The organism is Bradyrhizobium genosp. SA-4 str. CB756 (assembly GCF_000473125.1).
Classification (GTDB): Bacteria; Pseudomonadota; Alphaproteobacteria; order Rhizobiales; family Xanthobacteraceae; genus Bradyrhizobium; species Bradyrhizobium arachidis.
On record NZ_KI421499.1, the window covers coordinates 3,374,009 to 3,399,599 of the forward strand.

Sequence of the window (25,591 nt, forward strand, 5' to 3'; positions counted from 1 at the left end):
GCCATGACGCGGCAGAAGCGCGCCCTACTCCTCCTGCAATCCCAGCATCAGCCGCATGTTCTGCACGGCGGCACCCGAGGCACCCTTGCCGAGATTGTCGAGCCGCGCGACCAGCACCGCCTGGTGATACTTGTCGCTGGCGAAGACGTAGAGCTCGAGCATGTTGGTCTCGTTGAGGGCCTCCGGCTCGAGCCGGCCGCCCTTGGTCGCCTCGTTCTGCAGCGGCATCACCTTGACGTATTTCGACCCGGCATAGCGCTTGGCCATCGCGGCTTGGAGGTCGGCACCACCAGGCCTGCCCGGCAGCGTGTCGAGCTGCAGCGGGATCGAGACCAGCATGCCCTGCCGGTAATTGCCGACCGAGGGGATGAAGATCGGCCGCCGCGTCAGGTTCGAATAGAGCTGCAGCTCCGGCAGATGCTTGTGCTCGAAGCCGAGGCCGTAGAGCTCGAACGACGGCGCGCTGCCGTCCTCGAAGCTTGCGATCATCGACTTGCCGCCGCCGGAAAAGCCGCTCACCGCGTTGACGGTGATGGGATAATCGGAAGGCAGCAGACCCGCATCGACGATCGGCCGCAGCAGCGCGATGCCGCCGGTCGGATAGCAGCCGGGATTGGAGACCTTGTTCGCGGCCTTGATCTTGGCGGCCTGGCCCGGCGTCAGCTCGGGGAAGCCATAGGCCCAATCGGGCGCGACCCGGTACGCGGTCGAGGCGTCCAGCACCTTCGGCGCGGAATTGCCCATGCTGTCGACCAGCGCCACAGTTTCCTTGGCGGCATCGTCGGGCAGGCAGAGGATGACGAGGTCCACCTCTTCCATCAGCGCCTTCTTCGCCACGGGGTCCTTGCGCTTGTCATCGGCAATGGTCTTTACCACGACGTCGCTCTGGAGCTTCAGCCGCTCGTTGATGCCAAGGCCGGTGGTGCCGGAGCCGCCGTCGACGAAGACGGTGGCCGGCTTCTTCGGAGCGCCGGTGGTCGGGGCTTTGGTGGTTTCCGTGAGGCTCATGGCGCGCTCCTTTCGAGCATGTTGGTTTCGTTCACGAAGGCCTCCGGCCTCACGTCCTGCATCAATTGCGCGATCTCTCTGGCGTCGGCAGCAGGCTGTGCCCCGAGCGCATTGGCGATCGCCGCATAGTCGGCGTCCGACTTGTGCTGGTTGAGCTTGAAGCTGCCTTCAACCTCTTCAACCGTCATGACCAGACCCACGATCCCCTTCTTCAACGCCTCGAGCCGGCCCGCCGTCATCTTGGCCGAGGTCCAGGGCTTCTTCGGCAGCAGCCAGTTCTCGAACTTGTCGCTGAGCGTATCGATCTGCACCGACAGCTCGTCGCCCGACAACAGCCGCACTGGCCCGCTCAGATGCACCGACTGGTACAGCCAGGTCGGGACCTGGTCCGGCGAGACGTACCAGTCCGGCGATACATAGGCATCGGGGCCGTTGACCGCGAGCAGCCACGAGGCATCGCCGCCCGCAAGCTTTAGCAGCGGATTGTGACGGGCGACATGAAAGGCGGCCTGCGGCGTGCCGTCGGCGGCATAGGTCAGATAGAACGGCAGCGACGAGGCCACCGGTTTGTAGCCGTCGAAGGCGCACATGGTGCCGAAGCCGCGCTCCTCGGCGAATTTCAGGCTCGCGGCGCGGTCCTGCTTGAAAAATGGTGGCGTGTACATCGTGGTCTCCTGCTGGGCCTCCTTGGGGGGCCGCCGGATCAGATCGCGCTGACAGGAGAGAGAATGCCGCGGATCGGATCCAGCGGCAAAGACGATGATCTCAAACGCGATCGACCGCCCAAACCGCACAGCTGCGGCGGCGGCGACGGGCGAACAGGATGGTCGCGGCGTTGATCATGGCGCGCGGCTATAAGGCCGGCGGGTTCCAGGGTCAAGTCCAAATGCGTGGCGCCCGAGGGCGGGATGCCGCAGGCGCGATGGCAGGATGTCATCGGACCGCAGCGGAATTTCCTTTAACCGTAGGGGTTCCGGAGAAAGACCGACGCGCCACAGCCTGCCGGTCCTTAGTCTTTCGAAAACCCAGCCCAGGACATCGCCATGACCGAGATTACCCGTCGCGCAACGCTGGCCGGTGCCGCCGCCTCGGCGCTCCTGCCCTTCGTGAAGACCTCGCCCGCGAGCGCCGCCGCGCCCCCGGCGACCGCACAGAATGCGAGCTTCTACCGCTACAATGTCGGCACCCACCAGGTCACGGTGGTCTGCGACGGCGTCGCCACCGTCAACCTGACTGACAATTACGCGGCCGGCGCCAGCAAGGACGACATCAACAAGATCTTCGCGGAAAACCATCTGCCGACGGACAAGGTCACGCACACCTTCAATCCGGTCGTCGTCAACACCGGGCCGAAGCTCGTCGTCATCGACACCGGTCTCGGACCCGACCAGTTCACGCAGACGAAAGGCAAGGTCGGCCAGTTCCACAACAACCTCGCGGCCGCCAGCATCGACCGCGCGGCGGTCGACACCGTCATCATCTCCCACTTCCACGGCGACCACATCAACGGCCTGCTCGCTGCCGAGAACAAGCCGGCCTTCCCCAACGCCGAGATCATGGTGCCGTCGACGGAATGGAAGTTCTGGATGGACGACGGCGAGATGAGCAAGGGGACGGGCAATCCGATCCTCGAGGGCAACTTCAAGAACATCCGCCGCGTGTTCGATGCGCTCGGCCGCAAGGTCACGCAATACGAGTCCGGCAAGGAGGTTGCGCCCGGCATCACCTCGGTGGCGAGCCCCGGCCACACGCCCGGCCATAACTCCTTCATCGTCGCCTCCGGCGCGGAGAAGGTGCTGGTGCAGGTCGACATCACCGCTGGCGCGGCGTTCCTGTTCGTGAGGCATCCCGAATGGAACATCGCCTCCGACGTCGACAAGCCGCTGGCGCAGGAGACGCGGCGCAAGCTCTACGACATGGCGATCGCCGAGAAGATGCCAATCCAGGCCTTCCATGCCGCCTTCCCCGGTCTCGTCCGCGTCGAGAAGGAAAAGGACGGCTCGGGCTATCGCTGGATCCCGTCGATCTGGAACGCTTCGCTGTAAGCTACGCCTTGCGCCCTGACCGGGCGGCGTGCCGCCCGGTCAGAACAGGCGCCAGAGCCATTCCATCAGCTTGGCCATCACGTCGCCGAACAGCAGCAGCGCCGCCGCCCAGATCAGTGCAGAGATGAAATTGGCGGCCTGAAAGCTCCAATACGGCATCTCGAAGATGCCGGCCGCGAGCGGCACCGAGGCACGCAAGGGCCCGAAGAAGCGGCCGATGAAGATGCTGGGCACGCCCCAGCTGCGCACGAAGGCCTCGCCCCTTGGCAAGAGTTCCGGATAGCGCGAGAGCGGCCACATCTGCGCGACCTGCTCCTTGTATCGATAACCGAACCAGTAGGAGACCCAGTCGCCGAGCGCCGCCCCGAGGCCGCCGGCGATCCAGACCGGATAGAAGCTGATCCCGCTCGCCCCGATCAGCGCGCCGATCGCCACCAGAGCGCCCCAGGCCGGGATCAGCAGCGAGATGAAAGCCAGCGACTCGCCGAAGGCGAGCAGGAACACGATCGGGGCAGCCCAGGCCTGGTGAGCGCGCACGAAGTCGGCCAGGGCGTGCGCAAACTGCTCCATTCAGAAATAGCCTTCCCGCCCTGCCTCAAGGTGCTGCTCGATGAAAACGACTGGTAAGCCAAGGACTTGTGTGACATCAAGTCACAAAACCGGCGCCAAACCGGACCGGCACGTCAAATTGCCGGGAATTGGCGGGCCTGCGGCGTAAAATCGCCGGGATTGGCTCCCACCCACACCCCCTTGGCCGGCATGCGGTGACCTCTATAGGTGAGCCGTGGCATAGTCGCCCGAACCGATTCGCCGCCTGCGCGACCCTCAAAACACATCAAGATATATGTCCAAGCAATTGAAAACAAAAGGCAAAGACGATTTGTTCGGCGGCAACGAGCCGAAAGCGCGTCAGAGCGCCGCGAAGCCGGCTCCGCGCGCGAGCGGTGGCGAGGCCGATTACACCGCCGCCGACATCGAGGTGCTCGAGGGCCTGGAGCCAGTGCGGCGTCGGCCCGGCATGTATATCGGCGGCACCGACGAGAAGGCGCTGCATCACCTCTTCGCCGAAGTCATCGACAACTCGATGGACGAGGCGCTGGCGGGACACGCGACCTTCATCGGCGTCGAACTGAGCGCCGACGGGTACCTGACCGTCACCGACAACGGCCGCGGCATCCCCGTCGATCCGCATCCGAAGTTCCCGAAGAAGTCGGCGCTCGAAGTCATCATGTGCACGCTGCATTCGGGCGGCAAGTTCGACTCCAAGGTCTATGAGACATCGGGCGGTCTGCACGGCGTCGGCATCTCCGTGGTGAACGCCCTCTCCTCGCATCTCGAGGTCGAGGTCGCGCGCGGCCAGAAACTCTATCGCATGACGTTCGAGCGCGGGCACCCGAAGGGCAAGCTCGAGGATCTCGGCAAGATCAACAACCGCCGCGGCACGCGCACGCGCTTCAAGCCCGACACCGACATCTTTGGCGCCAAGGCCGCGTTCAAGCCGCAGCGCCTGTTCAAGATGACGCGCTCCAAGGCCTATCTGTTCGGCGGCGTCGAGATCCGCTGGAACTGCGCGCCCGAACTGCTCAAGGGCGTCGAGGACGTTCCGGCCGAAGCCACATTCCACTTCCCCGGCGGCCTCAAGGACTATCTTGCCGCCGCGATCCACGCCGACACGCTGGTGCATCCCGACATCTTCTCCGGCAAGTCGGGCCGCAACGGCTCGCATGGCGCCTGCGAATGGGCCGTGGCCTGGACCGCGGATGCCGACGGCTTCCTGTCGTCTTACACCAACACGGTGCCGACACCGGATGGCGGCACGCACGAATCCGGCCTGCGCAGCGCGCTGCTGCGCGGCCTGAAGGATCACGCCGAGCGCGTCGGCCAGGGCAAGCGCGCCTCGTCCATCACGTCCGAAGACGTGATGGTGGGCGCGGCCGTGATGCTGTCGGTGTTCGTGCGCGAGCCGGAATTCCAGGGCCAGACCAAGGATCGTCTGGCCACCGCCGAGGCGCAGCGCATCGTCGAGCAGGCGATGAAGGATCCGTTCGACCATTGGCTGTCGGGCAATCCGAACATGGCCAACCGGCTGCTCGACTTCGTGATCGACCGCGCCGAGGAGCGGCTGCGCCGGCGACAGGAAAAGGAAACCGCGCGGAAAACCGCAGGCAAGAAGCTGCGCCTGCCCGGCAAGCTCGCCGACTGCACCGATGCCGGCACCGAAGGCTCCGAGCTCTTCATCGTCGAGGGCGACTCGGCGGGCGGCAGCGCAAAGCAGGCCCGCGACCGCAAGACGCAAGCGGTGCTGCCGCTGCGCGGCAAGATCCTCAACGTCGCCTCCGCCGGCAAGGACAAGCTGACGGCGAACGCCCAGCTCTCCGATCTCGTGCAGGCGATCGGCTGCGGCCAGCTCTTGCATTACCGCGAAGAGGATCTGCGATATCAGCGCATCATCATCATGACCGACGCCGACGTCGACGGCGCGCACATTGCTTCGCTGCTGATCACGTTCTTCTACCGGCAGATGCCGCGGCTGATCGACGAGGGCCACCTCTTCCTCGCCGTGCCGCCGCTCTACAAGCTGACGCACGGCTCGAAGTCGGTCTACGCCCGCGATGACGCGCACAAGGAAGCGCTGCTCAAGAGCGAGTTCAACGCCAACGCCAAGGTCGAGGTGAACCGCTTCAAAGGTCTTGGCGAGATGATGCCGGCGCAGCTCAAGGAAACCACCATGGATCCGAGCAAGCGGACGCTGCTGAAGGTGGTGCTGCTCGCCGACGACCGCGACACCACCGCGGATTCGGTGGAGCGCCTGATGGGAACCAAGGCCGAGGCGCGCTTTGCCTTCATCTCCGACAAGGCCGAATTCGCGAGCGAGGAGCTGCTGGACGTCTGAACTAGGCTCCAATGCCTTGCAGAAAGCCCCGGCCGTCGGCCGGGGCTTTTTTGTTGCAGCCAGGCCTCAGCATCGCCGCGAGAGAGCGACTCGGCCAACGACTCAGGGTCGCCAACGGCCGAGGCAGGCCTGCCTCCATTTCGGACAACGGCGATCTGCTAACGAAAACTTACTCAGGGCACGCAGACCAAAACCCGAAACAAAATATTGTAATTACTACGCTTTTTAGGCCTTCGCCGATCACGTATCAAAACCCGACCGAAGGGCGTTTTCCGGCGACTGTGCCTGCGCAGCAACAGCATTTCGGGGAGAACCGTCTATAGTCCGGGCATCAGATGACACGGACTTCAGTGCGCTCGCGCCTGCTACGACAGACAAAGGTTGGGGATTTTAAGATGAAGAAGATTTTGCTCGCTCTGACCGCTGTTGCGGCAATGACCGGTTCGGCCTCGGCGGCCGACCTTGCTGCGCGCCCCTACGTGAAGGCCCCGGTTGCGGCTCCCGTCGCCAACTGGACCGGCTTCTACATCTTCGGCGGCGGCGGCGGCGGCCTCTCGAACGCCGACCAGCGCGTCCAGACCACGGTCGGCGCCGTTCCGCTGACGATCGATCAGCGCCAGGGCGGCTCGGGCTGGTTCGGCACCGTCGGCCTCGGCTATGACTGGCAGTTCAACAGCACCTGGGTCGCCGGCGTGTTCGCCGATGGTCAGTTCGGCAGCATCCGCGCCACCATCCAGGATCCGATCGCTGGCATCACCGGCAGCCAGAAGCTGGAAGACTCCTGGGCCGCTGGTGTGCGCCTCGGCTGGCTGGTTGCTCCGAACGTTCTCACCTACGTCAACGGCGGCTACTCCGGCGCTCACTTCGGCAGCACCAATTTCCTGACGCTGGCGGGCGCTCCGGCTGGCATCCACCTCAACGGCTACAACCGCAACGGTTGGTTCGTCGGTGGCGGCGTCGAGAACAGCCTGAACTTCTTCGGCATTTCTTCGCCCGGCTGGTTCATGAAGACCGAATATCGTTCGGCCTTCTACAACGCCAAGACCCAGAACGAGCTGTTCGATGCCGGCAACGTGCTGGTTGGCCGCGACATCCGCGCCAACAGCTGGAACCAGACGATCTCGACCTCGCTGGTCTACCGCTTCAACTGGACCGGCCCGGTCGTCGCCAAGTACTGAGCGACCAAATACTGATCCGAACGCAAGTTCAGACGTCAAAGCCCCGGCATCGCCCGGGGCTTTTTCGTTGCGCGGTGCATTCCTCGCGCTGATTTTGAATCCGCGCACACGCTCCGATACAGGGCACGGCGGCGGAGCCCAGCCCCGTCGCCGCAGGCGTTGCGCAGATTTCGCGTCGTTGCTGGCCAGCAACAGTCTTCCGCCTGGAACTCGTCTATCCCTTTGGAACAGATCGAATGGAATCGCATCGCGGTTGCGGCGAGACGATCGGGGCTGAGGGAGCAGGAATGAAGAAGCTGGTGATTGCATTTGCGGCGGCGGCTGCATGCTCGGGAACCGCCACGGCAGCCGATCTCGGCGCCCGGCCCCTCAAGGCCGTCGCCCCAGTGCCGGTCGCAAGCTGGACCGGCTTCTACGTCTTCGGCGGCGCCGGCGGCGGGCTGTGGAATGCGGACAGCAACGTCTTCAGCGACGGGGCCGTTGGCTTCTACGGGCCGGCAGGCACGCGACTCACGCGTGATCAGCGGCTCGGCGGCAACGGTTGGTTCGGCACGGTTGGCCTCGGTTACGACTGGCAGTTCAACAGCAAGTGGGTGACCGGCATCTTCGCCGACGTTCAGTTTGGCGATCTCCGCGGCTCATTCGTGGATGCTGTGTACGGCGCTGAGGGCACCGCAAAGCTTCGAACGAGCTACGCGGCCGGCGCGCGACTTGGCTATCTCGTGGCTCCCAATGTCCTTTCCTATGTGAATGCCGGCTACTCCGGCTCCGAGTGGTCGGGCAGCACCCTGTCGACCCTGACCTTGCCGACCACGACCATCGCAACGACTCCATCCTTCCGCCGCGATGGCTGGTTCATCGGCGGCGGCGTCGAAAACAACCTCGACATCTTCGGCATCGCGGCCCCCGGCTGGTTCATGAAGACCGAGTACCGCTCCGCGTTCTATGACCGCATCACCCTGCCGGAAACCGCCCTTGCCGGCGGATCGACGGGCACGACGACGACGTTCAAGCCCTGGGTGCAGACCATCAGCACCTCGCTGGTCTATCGCTTCAACTCGACTGGATCGGCTGCGGTCGCCGATCCCGCCCCACGGCTCTACGCGAAGGCGCCAGCAGCCATCTCAGCTCCGAGCTGGACCGGCCTCTATGTCTTCGGCGGCGGCGGCGGCGGGCTTTGGAATGCTGACAGCAACGTCATCAGCGATGGGACCTCCGGCGGCTTCTTCGGGCCGGCCGGCACGACACTGTCCCGCGATCAACGGGCCGGCGGCAGCGGCTGGTTCGGCACGGTCGGCATCGGATACGACTGGCAGTTCAGCAAGTGGGTGGCGGGTGTCTTCGCCGACGGTCAATTTGGCGACATCCGCGGGTCCCTGCCCAGCAATGCCTTCGTCAGTTTCGAAGGCCGCGAAAAGCTCCGGACCAGCTACGCCGCTGGCGCACGGCTCGGCTACCTCGTGGCTCCGAGCGTACTGTCCTACGTGAATGCCGGCTACTCCGGCTCCGAGTGGTCAGGCACCACGCTGTCCACGCTCGACCTGCCTGCCACCGACACCTTCACGACGACGTCCTTCCGTCGCGACGGCTGGTTCGTCGGCGGTGGCATCGAGAACAACCTCGACATCTTCGGCATCACGGCCCCCGGCTGGTTCATGAAGTCCGAGTACCGCTCCGCCTACTACGACCGCATCACCCTGCCGGAGACCATCGTGCCCGCCTTCGGCGGCGGACCGAGCGGCAGGGCGACAACGTTCAAGCCGTGGGTGCAGACCATCAGCACCTCGCTGGTCTATCGCTTCAACGCGACCAACGCGGTGGTCGCCAAATATTGACCAGGTACTGACCGAGCCGAGTCTCAAACGTCAAAAGCCCCGGATCCTCCGGGGCTTTTCTTGTCTCGCTCAGCGGCTGACACTCGCGTTGAGCGACCGGTAGGCCCGCGCGAGCTGCGCCTCGATCTCGCCCCAATCGGAAGCGGTGATGGCCGCACCGCGCGCGTCGCGATAGGCCATGGCTTCCGCCCGTACGATGCCGAATTGCCAGATGCCTGAATCCGGGATCCTGCCATAGGTGAGCTCGGCCACGCGCGCGATGGTCAGGCCGTAGTCGCGCGGATCGACCGCTTCGCGGCGAGCCTGCCACCAGTCGAGCTCGAGACGCGCGGCCTCCTCGACATCGAACGCCGTGGGCGCCGCGGAGGAAAGCTCTCCATAGTAGACGATCAGCGGCGGCAGCGCCGCGTCGGCCTCCTGCCGCGAGCGTGTCGGCTGGAATGTCCTGGCTGCCTCGGCGGCGCTGATCGCGATCCGCAGGCCCTTCAGTGGCGAAAAGCCGAATTGCGTTCGTGTGGATTCGTAGAGGTGATAAAACAGCGCGCCATATCGCTCTTCGTAATAGTCGCGCCACATCGCCGTCTCGAGCCGCGCCATCTCGGCCGGATCGAAGGCGCGCAGATCCGCATGGCGAGGCCAGGCCACGTAGCCGGCCAGCAGCGCCGAGACGATGACGGCCGCGACGAGTAGCCTCTTCAAGTGCATGGCAGCACCTTCCGACGGGGACGGCCATTGTATCAGCACCACAGCTACGGCTAGTCTGTGTCGAAGTTTTCGTGGCGGCGGCCGAATGATGCCAACTTCGTTCATGCCGCGGCGCGACAGAAGCAGAACCGAGGGAGGAGCGCATGCGCAGATTTCTGCTTGTAGCAGGCCTGTTTGCCCTCGCCGTCGGGCTGCTCTGGATCGGACAGGGAACGGGCACCGTTCCCTGGCCGCGATCGAGCTTCATGGTCAACCAGCTGCAATGGGCCGGCTATGGCGCCGCCATGGCCGGCTTCGGGCTGGTGCTGATCTGGCAGAGCAACCAATAGAAGAAACCAGGGAATACAAGCATGACATCCAGCCGGTTCGATCTCCGCGGCAAGGTCGCGATCGTGACGGGAGGCAATGGCGGCATCGGTCTCGGCCTCGCCCACGGACTGGCCGACGCGGGCGCCGACATCGCCGTGGTCGGACGCAACGAAGCCAAATCCGCCGCTGCCGTGGCCGACCTCAAGGCGCGCGGCGTGAAGGCGATCGCGGTCGCCACTGACGTAACCGACAAGGTGGCGGTCGCTGCCATGATCGACCGTGTCGTCAAGGAGTTCGGCCGGATCGACATCCTCATCAACAATGCCGGCATGAGCATCCGCAAGCCGCCGCACGAGCTCGAGCTCGACGAGTGGAACAAGGTGATCGACACCAACCTCACCAGCGCCTTCGTGTGCTCGAAGCTCGCCTATCCGGCGCTGAAGGCGTCCGGCAACGGCAAGGTGATCAACATCGGCTCGATGATGTCGATCTTCGGCGCGAGCTTCGCAACCGCTTATGCGGCGAGCAAAGGCGGCATCGTGCAGTACACGCGCGCCTGCGCCAATGCCTGGGCGCCCGACAACATCCAGGTCAACGCCATCCTGCCGGGCTGGATCGACACCGACCTCACGCGCGGCGCGCGGCAGCAGGTTGCAGGTCTGCACGAACGGGTGCTGGCGCGCACGCCTGCGGGCCGCTGGGGCGACATCGACGACTTCGCCGGCATCGCGGTGTTCCTCGCCTCGCCCGCCTCGAACTTCGTCACGGGCACCGCGATCCCCGTCGACGGTGGATTCTCGGTCATGGCGTGAGGCGCCACGCTCCATGAAAATAGCCCCGGCGCGAAGGCCGGGGCTATCGAATGTCGTGGACGTGGACGAGCGTCAGTATTTCGCGACGACTGGGCTTCCCCAGTTGAAGCGATAATTGATGCCGGCGCGCACGATGTTGTCGGTGAGATGGGTCGACTGGAAGGTACAGCACCCCGTCGCAGTCGCCTGGAAGAACCCCTTGCTGCCCAAATCCATATAGAGGTATTCGACCTTCGCCGACCAGCTTGGCGCAAAGGCCCATTCGACACCGGCGCCAGCGGTCCAGCCGGCAAACGTCTGTGTCTCCGTGGCTCCGATACCAGCCGGCGAACCGGCGGCAGCCGTCGGATCGAACTCATGGATACGCAAATCCGCGAAAGCGCCACCCGCGGTGCCGTACAGCAGCACAGTCGGTGTGACAGTGAAGCCGACGCGGCCGCGGATCGTCGCGATCCAGCTCTGCGACACGTCTTCCCTGAAGGTCGGCACGAACGGCGGGCTCACCAGGTTGGAGCTACCCGTCTTGCCAGACCACGATCCGTCCCCCTCGATGCCGAACACCCACCGGTCGCGCTGATAGTTACAACCGATCGTTCCACCGACCAGGCCTCCGTTGACGTCGCCTGAAGTCTTGAGGGCTCCGGCAGTCCCATTGTCCAGGCCATTGTTCGTACCGTTGCTGATCGCGCGATCACGGCCCCAGGACCAGCCACCTTCCACGCCGACATAGCAGCCGGTCCAATTGTACACCGCGACCGGCGGTGGCATGGGGGGAGCCTTGACCGCCATGTCGGCTGCGCAGGCCGCGCCCGTCGCCGCGAACAGAAGTGACATTTCGGCAGCGAAAGCCATTGCCGTTTTCATCGATGTCCCCTTCGGAAAAAAACTGCGAGAAATGGAATCGTGTCGATGAGGCAGCTTATGCATCGCCAATTTGGACGGCGATGACGAACTAGCGGTTCCCGCTGGTTTCCAGGCGCTATTCGGGAAAACGTGACATTTCCGGTACGCAAAGGTCGGCAACGCTGACCCATGCACGTCCTAGGATCGGAGTCCTGTCGCAGGCAAAGAAGCCTCGGCATCGGAGTTGAGCTTCCGCAATGTCCTGCGGAAAAAAAGAAGCCCCGGCAATGCCGGGGCTTTTGAATTTGGGTCGTGATGGTTTTTTGTCGCTTGCTTGGTCGTTTCGTTGACGTCCTCAGTAGCGCGCGATGACCGGCGCGTCGAACTTGTAGCTGGCGCGCACGACGGCCCACTGGATGTCGCGCGGCTTGGCATCGAAGGTGTAGTTCCCCGAGGTGCCGCCGAGCTGATAGGTCTGGCTGCCGAAGGCCGCGTAATTGTATTCGAGGCCGACGATCCAGTTGCGGGTGATGCCGTATTCCCAGCCGGCGCCGACGGTCCAGCCGTTGGCCCAGTGGGTCTGACCGCCCGAGCCCGTCGCCGGGCCAACGGTGTCGCTGACGTTGAGACGGTTGTTCACGCCGGCATAGCCGCCCTTGATGTAGAACAGATTGTTCTGCACGGCGAAGCCGGCACGGCCCACGACCGTCGCGAGCACGTTGGCGCGCCAGGTGAAGATGTCGTCGCCAGCACCGAAGGCGGTGTTCACGACCGTGCCCTTGTTGTCGAGGCCGGAGATCGTGCCTTCCACGCCGAACACGTAGTTGTTGGCCTGCCAGTTGTAGCCGATCTGCGCGCCGCCCATGATGCCCGCGCTGCGCTGACGATAGCCCTGTCCCGGAACGAGGTCGCCGAACGGCGCGCCGGTCCCGTTGTTGATGAACTGCTCGTTGGTCCAGGCGCCACCGATGTGGCCGCCGACATAGAAACCGGTCCAGTTGAACAGCGGCTCGACATAGACGGGCGCCTTCGTGTAGCGCGCACCGAGATCGGCGGCGGAGGCAGCGCCGGTCGAAACCAGAGCGGTCGTGCAGGCGAAGGCGGCAATCAATTTGTTACGCATGGTACACCCCGTGTCCTTTGATGGGCGCACGCTCACACGCAGGTCTTACTCAAATTTGAATCAAGAAAGTTAAGATGCCGGATTGCCACATAGTGCGCCGTGAATCCGTTTGCGCTGTTGCTCGCGCGCAACGCACCGCGCGCGATTTAACGCGGCATTATCCCTACCACCTGCTTGCATTACAGTGCAGGCGCGGCCTTCGACTGCACATGCTCGGGCCGCACGCCGATGGCCAGGAAGCGCGCGGGGATGCCTTGCAACCACGGCACGGCGGTGAGGACGCGCAGGACCAGCGGCGCCTTCAGCGGCCGATCGCCGCCCTGCAAGGCGCCGCTGATGATGTTGTTCTGCACGATCACCTGCATCGTCTGCGTCATCCGCACCGGGAACGCTCGGCGGCGCCGCACCGCATCGAGCTCATCCTCGGAGGGGCAGCCGCGCTGAAGCTTGTCCGCAAGCAGGTTTGCAGTCGCGACTGCGTCCTGCACGGCGAGATTGACGCCGACGCCGCCGACCGGCGACATCGCATGCGCGGCATCGCCGATGCACAGCAATCCTGGCCGCGTCCAGCGGCTCAGGCGATTGATCGCGACGGTAAGCAGCTTGACGTCGTCAAAACTCTTCACGTCGGCGATGCCGGATCTGAGGATCGGCGCCATGCGCACGACGTCGTCGAGCAGCGCCTGCAATCCCCTCGCCCTCACCGCATCGTATTGTCCCTTGGCGATGACATAGGCGCATTGCCAATAGTCGCCGCGGTCGAAGGTGACCATCATCTTGCCGGGCTCGATGCGCGCGAACAGGTTCTCGGTCTCGTCCGCCCTGCGGCCGACGCGGAACCACAGCACGTCCATCGGCGCGCCGATCTCCTCGACCGCAAGACCCGCGCGCTCGCGCACGGTCGAATGCCGGCCATCACAGGCGATGGTGAGATCGGCCTCGATGTCGACCGGGCCATCCGGCGTGTTCGCGCGCACGCCAGCAATGGCGTCACCGCGGCGGATCAGGTCGACGGCTTCCGTATTCATCATCACCTTGAGCGATGCGAACCGCTTGCCGGCCTCCCGCAGGAAATTGAGGAAGTCCCATTGCGGCATGAAGGCGATGAAAGGATATTTCGTGTCAAGCCGGCTGAGATCGGCGATGCGCACCTTTGTGCCGCCGAACAGGCCGTCCATCTTCTGCAAGCGCTGATGCGGCAGCTTCAGGAAGTCGTCGATCAGGCCGAGCTCGTCCATCACCTGGAGCGTCGAGGGATGCACCGTGTCGCCGCGAAAGTCGCGGAAGAAATCCGCATGCTTCTCCAGCACCACGACGTCGATGCCGGCGCGTCCGAGCAGATAGCCCAGCATCATGCCGGCCGGCCCGCCGCCAACGATGCAGCATCGGACGTTTGTCAGCCGGTTCGGTGCTTGATTGGTTGTCATTGTGGCGCGCTGCCGCTTGGAGGATGGGGAGAAGCTTAGCCCGAGTTCCACACGACCGCAGCGGTCATTTGAGATCCGCCGGAGGCCCGCGGTACCCGTCGGTGGCCGCCGAGACAGGAATATCTGCCCTCTCTCAAACGATTGAATGCAGCGGAGAAACCATCCGCATTCGTCGATCCGCGAGCAGAAGGTTCCGGTTCCACCAGCTCTAGCGCTCCGCCCGGTCCACAAGGAACCCTCTTCGAACCGTAGCGATACGGATTTTCCTGCCGTCCGGCGTTGCCTAAGATTCGACCTAAATCATAGGCGAGATTGTAAGTTGTATCGCCGAAGAAGATCGCGTCGCTCAATGAACGCGGCACTCGAGGGAACCAGGTGGGGAAATGGCAATGGCCGAGGCGTTGCAGATCAATTTCGCGTTGTGGGGTATGATCGTCTGCGCGGCGATCAAGATCAGTCAGTTTCTGGCGGCAGGTTAGCCGAACACCATCCAGCTGATCGCGGCAAGCGCAGCGCGGGTGATGACATAGAGCCAGCAGATCATCGCGACGCCGACAGCGGTTAGATAGGCGCCGGCAAAGGCACGCTCGCGGAGCGGCGTCTTGTTGCCAGCGAATTTCTCGGCGTCCGCGCGCAAGCTGGCCTGATTAGCTATATCCGACATGTCTCACCTCCGGCGACGGAGTATGGCGCAGGAATGTTGCGTCCAGCCGACAGCAACGTGGAAAGCGCGGGGGCGGTAGCCTGGCAAAAGCAAAAAGCCCTAAAATATCTGGCGCACATTCCGCTGCCGGAACCTGCAAAAAAACGTAGCCTTGCAGGTTTTTCCCAACCCCGCCACCATTCTAAGGTTGCGCATTGTCCGAGCAGCATGCGCCCGACGGGCCGCGGGCGCTGCGTAGATCGTGGTGCACGATCGCAGGGGCTAGGCGCTCCCGAGCGTCACGACGCGGCTGATGATCGAGCGGCGTCAATTGTTGCTGCGGTTCGCCGTGCGGAAACTCTTGATCTCCGAGACACTGCCGTCACGATAAGTCAGCTCCACCGAAACGAATTGCGTGGCGGGGCCGAGCTTCATGTAGAGCGGCATGCCGGCAGTGATCGCGCTGGGATCGCGCATGTCGCAATTCGGCATCTTCAGCACTTGATTGGGCACGGCAGTGTCGATGCCGATCCGCACCTCGCGGATGGCGCAGCGGTAGGACACGAGGTGCGTGTAATAGACCAGCAGCCCATTGAACTCGCGAAATGACAGCCAGCTCGTCGCGGTCATGTCGAGGATCTTGCGCTGGTCGCGGATCAGCGCGGCCTCGGGATCGAACCTGATCGGGAACGGCCCCTGCATATCGCCGGACTGGTCAACATAGCGGACCTCGATGGTGCCGGCCTGCGCATCCGGCGGGAGCTCGATCGAGGGGTTTGGCATCCGCTTGCGGGTGCGCGGATCGAGCGTGTCGATGAAACCGGTCTCGCGGAACTCGCCCTTGCCGGCCATGCGCCAGGATATGCCGAGCGTCGGATCGGCGAAGGAGAACACCACGCTCCAGCCGCCATTGTGGCGCGAGAAGCTCGCGATCGGCGCGTTGGTGGTGTCCTCCTTCGGCACGCGCGGCACCGACACCGGCGGCAGCGCGGCGACCTTCTGCGGCGGTGGCTCGGCCGGCCGCACCGCGGCGTCCTTGGCGATGCCGCTGAGGAAGACGTCGTCGACCATCTGGTCGAAATAGACCGGCACCTGCTTGTGCCGGACGGTGTCGGCCATCTCGCTGACCATACGGCGGGTGCGCTGCGCCACCTGCACGAGGTTCTCGCCGGGCTGGAGCAGCTCCTTGGCGAAGGTGCGCGTGAACACCGAATTGGGATTGGCGTCGTCATTGGACAGACGGTCGAGCGCGGTCTGGCGGGGACCTGCCGAAAACACCGAGAACACGCCTTCGGGCAGCTGCGTCATCGGCGCGAGCCCGCCGCCGCCGGCAACCGCACGCGTGCCGGCGCGTTCGAATGGATTATTGCGACAGGCATCGAACACCAGGATCGAGGTCCGCGCCTTCTTGTTCTGGAGCCGCTCGACGATCCGGTCGGCGAGGATGGAGGCGTCGCGCACCAGCTCTTCCTGACCTTCGGTCGCTGCCGGCACGTCGGTCGGCAGCAGATAGTTCTGGCCCGCGATCTCGAAGCCGTGGCCGGCGTAGAAGAAGAACGCGGTGTCGCCGGGCTCGATCGCCCGGTCGAAAGCGAGCAGCGTCTCGGAGAATTGCTGACGGTTCTGGTTCTCGGCGACCATCACCTGGAAGCCGAGCTGCTTCAGCGTATCGCCCATGGTGCGGGCATCGTTGACGGCCTTGAGCAGCTTCGGGACGTTGCGGTAGTCGTTGTTGCCGACGACGAGCGCGACGCGCTTCTCGGCATGTGCGGGCAGCGCGACGCCGCCAAGGCTCATCGCTAGACCAAGGGCCGCCAGAATTCTGAAAAGCCGACGCGTCATCGAATAAATCCCATTGCAGAACGGCCGGTCCCCGGCTCCCTCGAACTGTCGTTCATTGAAGCCTCCGCCGCTGATGTGATAGTCGGCCGAGCCATATCGGCGGTTCAAGGGCTCCCCGCTTCGAGCGCCCCGGTTCCGTCATCTGGCCTATGGCAGATTCGGCCGGAATCTGCTTTTTCTAGGGCGTCGCGCTGCAAGCGGGGGCTGCCGTGTATCGCTGGTGTACTGACGAAGTCGAACCGCATGACCGCTTCGACTATTGGCGCGAGGTGCGGGCCAAGGGATTGTTCGGCGTCACCGCCGAGCTCGAGCGCGAACGGCGCGCGGACTTCTTCGGCGAATTCTCGCTGCGCCAGCTCGGCGGCGCCGGCCTCGTCGAGCTGAAGGCCTCGCCCTATACGGTCGAGCGCAGCGCATCCGACATCGCCTACGCCCCTGGCGATTCCATCTGCGTCTACCAGCAGCTCGGCAGCGGCGGCTGGTTCGGCGGCATGCGCGCAAGCGAGTTCGCGATTGCCAATGGCAGCTTCGCCACCAGCCATACCGACCTGCCCTACCGCACCGCGCCGCTCGCCGCCGGGGGCTTCCACCTGCGAATCGTGAAGATCCCGATGAGCAGCATCCCGGCCCAGGACAAGCGGATGCGCGAGCTCGCGCCGAAGACCTTCAACGACCACGCTTTGGCGCCCTTGCTCGCGGCCTGCTTCACCGATCTCGGCGAGGGCGCCGCGGATGAGAGCGCGACCGACGCGACCTCCCTCGTCCAGGCCCTCGCCCATCTGGCGCTGATCGAGCGCGGCATCGTGCGGCCGGGCAGCCGCCGCGGACAGGCCGCGCTGCGGACCGCCCGCCTCTCGCAGGCGCGGCACCTGATCGTGCGCCACCTGCAAAACCCAGATCTGGCGCCGGCCATGGTGTCCGACCAGCTCGGCGTGTCCGTGCGCCACCTCCACATGCTGTTCGAGGCCGCCGAGAAGAGCTTCTCGCAGACCGTGACCGACGAGCGTCTGAAACAGAGCCGCCGCCTGATGCGCGAGGCGCCGGAACGGCTGATCGCCGACATCGCGACCTCGTGCGGCTTCGAGAGCCTTGCGACCTATTACCGGGTCTTCAACGCCGCCTATGGCATGGCTCCAGGCGATTTCCGCGCCCAGGGGCCGGAGGGGCGCTAGGCGCGCCCCTTGCGGTTCCAGCCCGGCGGAAAACCCCTGACGCACCCGGTATTTGGCTAAAAACCTCAGGTTTTTTAGGGTCTTCCCGCGCCCGCTCCATTGACTTTGGCCAATTCCTGCCTATGTTCCGGGGCGACGCGGCTCAGGTCGAAGACCGATTCCTGAGCCTGGCGCTTTGTCCGCGTGAGTCAGCACCCCCAGCTTCTTTGAGAGCGCGCCGTTTCGGGGTGGAACGCGACAGCCTTATTACCCTCGATTCCGAACGGCGGTTTCGACCAGAGGCTCAATGTCCTTTTCAAATCTCGGACTGTCCGAAAAAGTCCTCGCCGCAGTAGCGGCCACCGGTTACACCAATCCCACCCCCATTCAGGAACAGGCGATCCCCCACGTCCTCGCACGCAAGGACGTGCTCGGCATCGCCCAGACCGGCACCGGCAAGACCGCGGCCTTCGTGCTGCCGATGCTCACCATCCTCGAAAAGGGTCGTGCCCGGGCGCGCATGCCACGCACGCTGATCCTGGAGCCGACCCGCGAGCTCGCGGCGCAGGTCAAGGAAAACTTCGACCGCTACGGCGCCGGCCAGAAACTCAACGTTGCGCTACTGATCGGCGGCGTCTCGTTCGGCGACCAGGATGCCAAGCTGATGCGCGGCGTCGACGTGCTGATCGCCACCCCGGGCCGCCTGCTCGACCACACCGAGCGCGGCGGCCTGCTGCTCACCGGCGTCGAGCTGCTCGTCATCGACGAAGCCGACCGCATGCTGGACATGGGCTTCATTCCCGACATCGAGCGCATCTGCAAGCTGGTCCCCTTCACGCGGCAGACCCTGTTCTTCACCGCGACCATGCCGCCGGAGATCCGGCGCATCACCGAGGCCTTCCTGCACAACCCGCAGAAGGTCGAAGTCTCCCGCCCCGCCACCACCGCCGTGACCGTGACGCAGGCCCAGGTGCCCGCCGGGCGCGAGGCGCACGAGAAGCGCGAGCTGCTCCGCCGCCTGCTGCGCGAGGCCAAGGACCTCAAGAACGCGATCATCTTCTGCAATCGCAAGCGCGAGGTCGCGATCGTTCACAAATCGCTCCAGAAGCACGGCTTCAGTGTCGGCGCGCTGCACGGCGACATGGACCAGCCGGCCCGCATGGCCGCGCTCGATCAGTTCCGCAAGGGCGAGCTGCCCCTGCTCGTCGCCTCTGACGTCGCCGCGCGCGGCCTCGACATCCCCGAGGTCAGCCACGTCTTCAATTTCGACGTCCCCCATCACGCCGACGACTATGTCCACCGCATCGGCCGTACCGGCCGCGCCGGCCGCACCGGCACCGCGATCTCGATCGTGACGCCGCTCGACCAGAAGTCGATGGCCGCGATCGAGAAGCTGATCGGCCAGAGCATTCCGCGCGCCGAGGGCGACTACGAAGTCCATGCGGACTCGGGCGAGCAGAGCGAGCGTCCGCGCGGACGGGAACGCGAGCGTTCACGCGGCGGCCGCGGCAAGCCGCAGCGCGGTCGCGACCGCGAACGCAGCCATGAGCCGCGCGAGCCGCGTGGTGAGGCACGACACGCTTCTGAAAGGCCTTCAGCCGAAGCACGGCCCGCCGCTGAGGCGAGGCCCGCACGCGAGGCAAGGCCTCCGCGCGAAGCCAGGCAATCATCCGAGCCGCGTCACGGCTCGCGCCAGCAGGCCAGCAATTCGCATGTGCCGTCGATCGGCCGTCCCGAGCCACGCCGGCAGCGCGAGGCCGACACCGAGCCGGGCGATCATTCGCACCTGCCGGCGTTCCTGCTCCGGCCAGTGCGCTCTTCGCCCGCCGGCGCTTGAAGCGCGATGCTTCAGGTTGGTTGAGACAGACGTCCACACACTTTTTCAGATGCATTCGTGAACGTATATTTACGGGTCGTTCACGATCGTCCGTTAGCCTACGAACATAATTTAAGCATTGCAGTGATCGGCCGCGTACCGATCGCCGTGGGGTATGTTCTGTGGTCAAGGTGCTCGACGAACACGAACGCACGATGGCGTTCGCCGAGGTAGCGCTCGGTCAGATCCGATCGCTTCGGCAGACGGCAATTCCCCGCAATTACGAGATCTGGTACGTGTACGCCACCGGCTACAACGCGCCGCTCAACAAGATCATCAACGAGACGCTGGCGCGCAACGGCAAGCTGACCGAAGCCGATCTCGAGCAGATCTACGAGACCTATCTCTCCCACATCAAGACCACCGACCGCATCGACAAGGTCGGCGCGCGCGTCATCGGCGAGATCGACGACGTGATGAAGGTCCTGGGCGAAGCGCTCGGAATGACCGGTTCCTACGATGCCAGCCTGTCGGGCGCGACCGCGAAGCTGGCCTCGGCCAAGAACCGCGACCAGGTCAAGGCGATCGTCGAGACGCTGCTGCGCTCGACCAGCGAGATGCGCGAGACCAACAAAGCGCTGGAAGACCGGCTGACGCTGTCGAAGAACGAGATCAGCAACCTCCAGCAGAGCCTGGAGGCGATCCGCGCCGAGAGCCTGACCGATCCGCTCACCGGCCTCGGCAACCGCAAATATTTCGACCGCATGATCGGCATGGCCGTGCAGAGCGCGCTGGCGAGCGGCGAGCCGTTGTCGCTGCTGCTGTTCGACATCGATCACTTCAAATCGTTCAACGATTCCTACGGCCATCTCACCGGCGACCAGGTGCTGCGGCTCGTCGGCCTGTCGCTGAAGCAGACCATCAAGGGCCAGGACATCACCGCGCGCTATGGCGGCGAGGAATTCGCGGTCGTGCTGCCCAACACGGCGCTGCGCCAGGCCCTCACCGTGGCCGATCACATCCGCCGTGCCGTGATGGCGAAGGAATTGAAGAAGAAGTCCACCGGCGAGATCCTCGGCCGCGTCACCATCTCCGTCGGCGTCTCCATGCTCAAGGAAGGCGACGACACCGACGCGCTGATCGAGCGCGCGGATGCCTGCCTCTACGCCGCCAAGCGCAACGGCCGCAACCGCGTGATCTGCGAAGCCGATCCGGAGTTCGCCGTCGAGAGCCACAGCCGCGTGGCCTGAGGCGGCTCGTCGCGCGCTTGACTTTCCAATCTGCCGAACGACATCTTCCTCGCTGCCTGAGCATCGAGGATTTGTCGTCGTGGCCAACAATCCGCATGACTTTCACACGCCGCAGCCGTCCTACACCAGGGACGAGCTGCTGAGATCGAGCGAAGGCGGCTATTTCGGCCCGGGCAACGCGCAATTGCCGGCGCCGCCGATGCTGATGATGGACCGCATCACCGAGATCAGCCTGGACGGCGGCACATACGGCAAGGGCCACATCGTCGGCGAGCTCGACATTGTCCCGGGCCACTGGTTCTTCGACTGCCACTATCGCGGTGACGCGATGATGCCAGGAAGTCTCGGCCTGGACGCGATGTGGCAGATGATCGGCTATTGGCTCGGTTGGTCGGGCTCACCGGGCAAGGGCCGCGCCATCGGTGTCGGCGAAGTCGAGGTCACGGGCGCCATCACGCCGCAGACGCGCTCCGTGCGCTACGAGGTCGCCATGCGCATGGTCCGGCGCGGCAAGCTGGTGCTCGGCATTGCCGATGGCCGTGTGGTTGCGGATGGCGTCAGCGTGTTCGTAGCGAAGGATATGCGGGTTGGTTTGACGAAAGCCGCGGACTAATTCTCAGGTCTCGTAGGATGGGCAAAGGCGCATCGCGCCGTGCCCACGACTTCTCGCGATGACAATCCTAATCGTGGGCACGCTCCGCTTTGCCCCCTACCGCACCGTCTTCTTGGCTGCCTTGTCGGCCGACCGCTTCTTCGCTGCGGCTCTCTTCGGCGCGGCCTTCTTCGCAGTCTTCTTCGCCGCCACCTTCTTCCGCTTCGGCCGCTTCTTCACCTTGGCGCGCTGGGCCGCGGCGAGCGCCGCCCTTGCCCATTGCGCAAGCTCGGCGGAATCGTCGAACAGCCGCGCCGGCAGCTCCCAGTAGGAATTGACCGTCACGGTCTTGGCGCGGGTCGAGTACTGGAACGGCTTTGACCCCTCGGCCTCAAATTCCGGAATGGTCACCTCGTCGGCGCGGAAGAACAGGCCGGCCCGCAGGGACAGCGCAAAGTTGGTGCCGTCGGCGGAGATGCCGTAGCCGGAGAACATTTTTCGGATGGTGACGGGACCGAAATCGGCGAACAGGTCGATCAGGAATTCGCGGTCCATTGGACTCCCCCGCCGTCGTCCTCGCGAACGCGGGGACCCATAATCACAGGGAGGAGTTTAGCGAAGACTGGCAGCTAAGAAAGCGTGGTACTGGTACCGCACGTCACCGCTAGATCACGCGGTATGGGTCCTGGCGTTCGCCAGGACGACGGCGGAGCGAGAGGAGAAAGCTGGGCTTACCCGTCGATCTTCGCCGGCCGCAACTCGACCGACTCGCCGCAGCCGCAGGCGGAGATCTGGTTGGGGTTGTTGAAGACGAACTGGGCCTGCATCTTGTCGGCCTTGTAGTCCATCTCGGTGCCGAGCAGGAACAGCACGGCCTTGGGGTCGACCAGGATCTTGACGCCCTTGTCCTCGACGACCTCGTCGGTCGGGCGGATCTCGTGGGCGTATTCGACCGTGTAGGACTGGCCGGCACAGCCGCCGTTCTTCACGCCGACACGCAGGCCGACGATCTCGGAATCGGCGCGCTGGGTCAGCTCGGTGATGCGCTGGGCAGCGGCATCGGTCAGCCGCATCACCTGCGGGCGGGGCCGCCGGGGCTTTGGTGTCGAAGCTGATGTTGCCTGGGTCATGTTATCTATGTGGTCCGTTGCGGAGCGAATTCAATGCGGGCCGAGACCGTCACCACATGTTGAGCACGAGGCGGGCCTCGTCGCTCATGCGTTCCGGCGACCATGCGGGCTCCCAGACCACCTTGACGTCGACCACGCCGACGCCGGGGACGCTGGCAACCGCGTTCTCGACCATGGTCGGCAGCTCGCCGGCGGCCGGACAGTTCGGCGTCGTCAGGGTCATCAGCACGTCGACCGAGCGATCATCCTTGATCTCGACCTTGTAGATCAGGCCAAGCTCGTAGATGTCGGCCGGGATTTCCGGATCGAACACGGTCTTGAGGCCGGCGATGATCTCGGTGGTCAGGCGCTCGGTCTCCTCCGGCGGCAGCGCCGAGAGAGTCTCCATCGGATTGGCTTTGATTTCGGCCGTGTCACTCATGCGAACAAATCCCGCGCCTTGAGCAGCGCCTGTGCCAGATGATCGACTTCTTCCCGCGTATTATACATGCCGAACGAGGCCCGGCAGGTGGCGGTCACGTTGAACCGCTCTAAAAGCGGCATCACGCAATGCGTGCCGGCGCGCACCGCGATGCCCTGGCGGTCGATCACGGTGGCGACGTCATGGGCGTGCGCGCCCTTGAGCTCGAACGAGATCACCGGCCCCTTGCCGCGGGCCGTGCCGATCAGCCGCAGCGAATTGATCTCGCGCAGCTTCTCCTGGGCGTAGGCAGTCAGGTCGGCTTCGTGCGCGGCGATGCGCTCCTTGCCGATCGAATTGACGTAGTCGATGGCAGCGCCAAGCCCGACGGCCTCGACGATCGCGGGCGTGCCCGCCTCGAACTTGTGCGGGGGATCGCCATAGGTGACGATCTCGCGCGAGACCTCGCGGATCATCTCGCCGCCGCCGTTGTAGGGGCGCATCGCGACGAGGTGGTCGTACTTGGCCCAGAGCACGCCGATGCCGGTCGGACCGTACACCTTGTGCCCGGTGAAGACGTAGAAATCGCAACCGAGATCCTGGACGTCGACGGGCAAATGCACCGCGCCCTGGCTGCCGTCGACCAGCACCGGGATGCCGCGGGCGTGGGCAATTCTGACGACGTCCTTGACCGGCACGATGGTGCCGAGCGCGTTCGACATCTGCGTGATCGCGACCAGCTTGGTCTTCGCGGTCAGCAGCTTCTCGAACTCGTCGATGAGGAAATTGCCCTCGTCGTCGACCGGCGCCCACTTGATCACGGCACCCTGGCGCTCCCTAAGGAAATGCCAGGGCACGATGTTGGAGTGATGCTCCATGATCGAGAGGACGATCTCGTCACCGTCCTTAATGTTCGGGCTACCCCACGAAGACGCGACCAGATTGATCGCCTCGGTCGCGTTGCGGGTGAAGATCACTTCCTCGGTCCGCGCAGCATTGATGAACTGCGCCACCTTGGCGCGGCCACCCTCATAGGCTTCGGTCGCAGCGTTGGCGAGGTAATGCAGGCCGCGATGCACGTTGGCGTATTCGGACTGATAAGCCTGCGTCATCCGGTCGAGCACGGACTTCGGCTTCTGCGCCGAGGCGGCGTTGTCGAGATAGACCAGCTTCTTGCCGTAGACTTCCAGGGCGAGCGCTGGAAAGTCCTCGCGCACGCGCGCGACGTCATAGGCGCCGTTCTTGACTGCGGGATGGGTGCTCATGACCGCCGCTCCAGCCAGCGCTCGGCGATGCCGATCACGTGCTCGCGCAATCCGTCATCAGCGATCTGCTCGATCGCCTCACCGACGAAAGCCTGGATCAGCAGCGCCTGAGCCTGCTTCTCCGGCAGACCGCGCGCCTTCAGATAGAACAGCAGGCTGTCGTCCAGCGCGCCGGCGGTAGCGCCGTGGCCGCAGGAGACGTCGTCGGCAAAGATCTCGAGCTCGGGCTTGTTGTCGGCCTCGGCCTCGTCCGAGAGCAGCAGCGCCCGGGTCATCATCTTGCCGTCGGTCTTCTGCGCATCGGGACGGACGATGATGCGGCCCTGGAACACCGAATGGGCGCGATCGTCGATCACGGCACGGAAGACCTCGCGGCTGACGCAGTTCGGCACGGCATGATCGACCACCAGCGTGGTGTCGCCATGCTCGGTCTTCTGCAACAGGTTGACGCCATTGGCGGAGAGCTCGCTGCCCTCGCCTGCCAGCGTGATGAAGCCCTGCAGGCGGCTGACGGCTGCGCCGGTGGTCATGTTGAAGAAGTTCAGCTTGGTGTTGGCGCCGACGGTGACGAATTGCGAGGTGACGTTCACCGCGTCAGGCGCGTCGTCCATCAAACGGATATGGGCGATGTCAGCGTCATCGCCAATCCAGAGGATCACCGCATCGTTGACCTGGTAGCCGCTCGCCTTCCCGGCCGCGACGAAGCTCTCGACGATTGTGGCGCGCACGCCTTTGCCAATCCGCAGATGCGAGCGAGTGAACGCGGACGCGCCAGCCGCGGTCGCAATGTGGATGACCTGGATAGGCGCAGACAGCTGCGTGCCGTCGGCCACCGAGACCACCACGCCATCCGTCGCCATCGCCGCATTGAGCGAGATCACCGCATCGGTCGCGGCGGTCTGGAGCAGATCGCTGGTGGCGGGATTTGCCTCGTTCGCCAGCACCTCGCGCAGCGTCCTGAGGCTCGCTTCGGACGAGAGTGCCTTGACGTCGGAGAGATCGGCCACGAACGCACCGTCGACCAGCACCAGCTTGCGGGCGCCTGCGATCGCATGCGCCTTCACGGCCTCCGCGGCAGCTTTGAGCGCAGCCGCATCGGGGCTGGCCGCCAGCGGCAGCACCTCGCCGACCAGCGCGCGCAGATCGGTATATTTCCATTCCTCGATCCGGCGATGCGGCAGGCCGAGACGCTCATAGGTCTCGAACGCCTCGCGGCGGCCGGCGATCACGGACGGCGAACCCGGCAGGCGGCCTTCGGCGCTGGCGAAGAGATCGCTCACCGCGCGGCCGTTCCCGGTCTTTGCCACAGCAACGTTCATCGCAA

The 25,591-nt window shown here is 64.7% G+C and carries 24 protein-coding genes; 10 read left to right on the forward strand and 14 right to left on the reverse strand.

Annotation, left to right across the window (positions count from 1 at the left end):
- Positions 1 to 24: 24 nt before the first annotated feature.
- Positions 25 to 1,008: an N-acetyl-gamma-glutamyl-phosphate reductase gene (argC, locus tag BRAGE_RS0116695; protein ID WP_027557878.1), complete on the reverse strand. Its 984-nt coding sequence runs from the start codon at positions 1,006 to 1,008 to the stop codon at positions 25 to 27.
- Positions 1,005 to 1,673: an FMN-binding negative transcriptional regulator gene (locus tag BRAGE_RS0116700; RefSeq protein WP_027557877.1), complete on the reverse strand. Its 669-nt coding sequence runs from the start codon at positions 1,671 to 1,673 to the stop codon at positions 1,005 to 1,007. The genes argC and BRAGE_RS0116700 overlap by 4 nt, the downstream gene beginning before the upstream one ends.
- Positions 1,674 to 2,051: 378 nt before the next feature.
- Here BRAGE_RS0116700 and BRAGE_RS0116705 point away from each other — a divergent pair, with 378 nt between their 5' ends.
- On the forward strand, positions 2,052 to 3,053 hold the full coding sequence (locus BRAGE_RS0116705; protein WP_027557876.1) for an MBL fold metallo-hydrolase: 1,002 nt from the start codon (positions 2,052 to 2,054) through the stop codon (positions 3,051 to 3,053).
- Positions 3,054 to 3,092: 39 nt separating this feature from the next.
- On the opposite strand, the gene BRAGE_RS0116710 is transcribed toward BRAGE_RS0116705, so the two are convergent.
- Positions 3,093 to 3,623, reverse strand: coding sequence for a DedA family protein (locus tag BRAGE_RS0116710; RefSeq protein WP_027557875.1), 531 nt, complete (start codon positions 3,621 to 3,623; stop codon positions 3,093 to 3,095).
- Positions 3,624 to 3,897: 274 nt separating this feature from the next.
- On the opposite strand from BRAGE_RS0116710, the gene parE reads away from it, so the two are divergent.
- The 3 genes from parE to BRAGE_RS0116725 all read left to right on the forward strand — a co-directional run bounded on the left by parE (position 3,898) and on the right by BRAGE_RS0116725 (position 8,959).
- Positions 3,898 to 5,946 (forward strand): DNA topoisomerase IV subunit B, encoded by a 2,049-nt coding sequence (gene parE / locus BRAGE_RS0116715; protein WP_027557874.1) that lies wholly within the window; start codon positions 3,898 to 3,900, stop codon positions 5,944 to 5,946.
- Positions 5,947 to 6,341: 395 nt separating this feature from the next.
- Positions 6,342 to 7,124: an outer membrane protein gene (locus BRAGE_RS0116720; RefSeq protein WP_027557873.1), complete on the forward strand. Its 783-nt coding sequence runs from the start codon at positions 6,342 to 6,344 to the stop codon at positions 7,122 to 7,124.
- 287 nt (positions 7,125 to 7,411) lie between these two features.
- Positions 7,412 to 8,959 carry an outer membrane protein gene (locus BRAGE_RS0116725; protein WP_027557872.1) on the forward strand — a complete coding sequence of 516 codons (1,548 nt, stop codon included), beginning with the start codon at positions 7,412 to 7,414 and terminating at the stop codon, positions 8,957 to 8,959.
- 69 nt (positions 8,960 to 9,028) lie between these two features.
- On the opposite strand, the gene BRAGE_RS0116730 is transcribed toward BRAGE_RS0116725, so the two are convergent.
- Positions 9,029 to 9,664, reverse strand: a complete 636-nt coding sequence (locus BRAGE_RS0116730; RefSeq protein ID WP_027557871.1) for a hypothetical protein — start codon at positions 9,662 to 9,664, stop codon at positions 9,029 to 9,031.
- A 143-nt stretch (positions 9,665 to 9,807) separates the two neighbouring features.
- Between BRAGE_RS0116730 and BRAGE_RS0116735 the strand changes: the two genes are divergently transcribed.
- Together BRAGE_RS0116735 and BRAGE_RS0116740 are read left to right on the forward strand one after the other, a co-directional pair.
- A complete protein-coding gene (locus BRAGE_RS0116735; protein ID WP_027557870.1) occupies positions 9,808 to 9,993 on the forward strand; it encodes a hypothetical protein in 186 nt (61 codons plus the stop codon).
- Positions 9,994 to 10,014: 21 nt separating this feature from the next.
- Entirely contained in the window at positions 10,015 to 10,785 is a 771-nt protein-coding gene (locus BRAGE_RS0116740; RefSeq protein ID WP_027557869.1) for an SDR family NAD(P)-dependent oxidoreductase, read from the forward strand.
- 72 nt (positions 10,786 to 10,857) lie between these two features.
- On the opposite strand, the gene BRAGE_RS0116745 is transcribed toward BRAGE_RS0116740, so the two are convergent.
- The 5 genes from BRAGE_RS0116745 to BRAGE_RS0116770 all read right to left on the reverse strand — a co-directional run bounded on the left by BRAGE_RS0116745 (position 10,858) and on the right by BRAGE_RS0116770 (position 16,663).
- Entirely contained in the window at positions 10,858 to 11,649 is a 792-nt protein-coding gene (locus BRAGE_RS0116745) for an outer membrane protein (protein WP_051377905.1), read from the reverse strand.
- A 334-nt stretch (positions 11,650 to 11,983) separates the two neighbouring features.
- Entirely contained in the window at positions 11,984 to 12,751 is a 768-nt protein-coding gene (locus BRAGE_RS0116750) for an outer membrane protein (protein ID WP_027557867.1), read from the reverse strand.
- Between the two features lie 179 nt (positions 12,752 to 12,930).
- Positions 12,931 to 14,178: an FAD-dependent oxidoreductase gene (locus BRAGE_RS0116755; RefSeq protein WP_181411716.1), complete on the reverse strand. Its 1,248-nt coding sequence runs from the start codon at positions 14,176 to 14,178 to the stop codon at positions 12,931 to 12,933.
- A gap of 475 nt (positions 14,179 to 14,653) precedes the next feature.
- On the reverse strand, positions 14,654 to 14,842 hold the full coding sequence (locus BRAGE_RS48765) for a hypothetical protein (RefSeq protein WP_027557865.1): 189 nt from the start codon (positions 14,840 to 14,842) through the stop codon (positions 14,654 to 14,656).
- Positions 14,843 to 15,148: 306 nt separating this feature from the next.
- Positions 15,149 to 16,663 carry a caspase family protein gene (locus BRAGE_RS0116770; RefSeq protein WP_027557864.1) on the reverse strand — a complete coding sequence of 505 codons (1,515 nt, stop codon included), beginning with the start codon at positions 16,661 to 16,663 and terminating at the stop codon, positions 15,149 to 15,151.
- Between the two features lie 209 nt (positions 16,664 to 16,872).
- On the opposite strand from BRAGE_RS0116770, the gene BRAGE_RS0116775 reads away from it, so the two are divergent.
- The 4 genes from BRAGE_RS0116775 to fabA all read left to right on the forward strand — a co-directional run bounded on the left by BRAGE_RS0116775 (position 16,873) and on the right by fabA (position 21,493).
- Entirely contained in the window at positions 16,873 to 17,835 is a 963-nt protein-coding gene (locus BRAGE_RS0116775; RefSeq protein ID WP_027557863.1) for a helix-turn-helix domain-containing protein, read from the forward strand.
- Between the two features lie 286 nt (positions 17,836 to 18,121).
- Positions 18,122 to 19,651, forward strand: a complete 1,530-nt coding sequence (locus tag BRAGE_RS0116780; RefSeq protein ID WP_027557862.1) for a DEAD/DEAH box helicase — start codon at positions 18,122 to 18,124, stop codon at positions 19,649 to 19,651.
- Between the two features lie 161 nt (positions 19,652 to 19,812).
- The gene (locus BRAGE_RS0116785; RefSeq protein ID WP_027557861.1) at positions 19,813 to 20,880 is read left to right on the forward strand and encodes a GGDEF domain-containing protein; all 1,068 of its coding nucleotides are present in this window, start codon (positions 19,813 to 19,815) and stop codon (positions 20,878 to 20,880) included.
- Between the two features lie 79 nt (positions 20,881 to 20,959).
- The gene (fabA, locus tag BRAGE_RS0116790) at positions 20,960 to 21,493 is read left to right on the forward strand and encodes a bifunctional 3-hydroxydecanoyl-ACP dehydratase/trans-2-decenoyl-ACP isomerase (protein ID WP_027557860.1); all 534 of its coding nucleotides are present in this window, start codon (positions 20,960 to 20,962) and stop codon (positions 21,491 to 21,493) included.
- A 96-nt stretch (positions 21,494 to 21,589) separates the two neighbouring features.
- On the opposite strand, the gene BRAGE_RS0116795 is transcribed toward fabA, so the two are convergent.
- From BRAGE_RS0116795 to sufD, 5 genes are all read right to left on the reverse strand, one after another.
- A complete protein-coding gene (locus BRAGE_RS0116795; protein WP_027557859.1) occupies positions 21,590 to 22,027 on the reverse strand; it encodes a TfoX/Sxy family protein in 438 nt (145 codons plus the stop codon).
- A gap of 176 nt (positions 22,028 to 22,203) precedes the next feature.
- Positions 22,204 to 22,602, reverse strand: coding sequence for a HesB/IscA family protein (locus BRAGE_RS0116800; RefSeq protein WP_027557858.1), 399 nt, complete (start codon positions 22,600 to 22,602; stop codon positions 22,204 to 22,206).
- 49 nt (positions 22,603 to 22,651) lie between these two features.
- Positions 22,652 to 23,023, reverse strand: a complete 372-nt coding sequence (locus BRAGE_RS0116805; RefSeq protein ID WP_027557857.1) for an SUF system Fe-S cluster assembly protein — start codon at positions 23,021 to 23,023, stop codon at positions 22,652 to 22,654.
- Positions 23,020 to 24,267 carry a cysteine desulfurase gene (locus BRAGE_RS0116810; RefSeq protein WP_027557856.1) on the reverse strand — a complete coding sequence of 416 codons (1,248 nt, stop codon included), beginning with the start codon at positions 24,265 to 24,267 and terminating at the stop codon, positions 23,020 to 23,022. The genes BRAGE_RS0116805 and BRAGE_RS0116810 overlap by 4 nt, the downstream gene beginning before the upstream one ends.
- A complete protein-coding gene (sufD, locus tag BRAGE_RS0116815) occupies positions 24,264 to 25,586 on the reverse strand; it encodes a Fe-S cluster assembly protein SufD (RefSeq protein WP_027557855.1) in 1,323 nt (440 codons plus the stop codon). The genes BRAGE_RS0116810 and sufD overlap by 4 nt, the downstream gene beginning before the upstream one ends.
- Between the last annotated feature and the right edge of the window lie 5 nt (positions 25,587 to 25,591).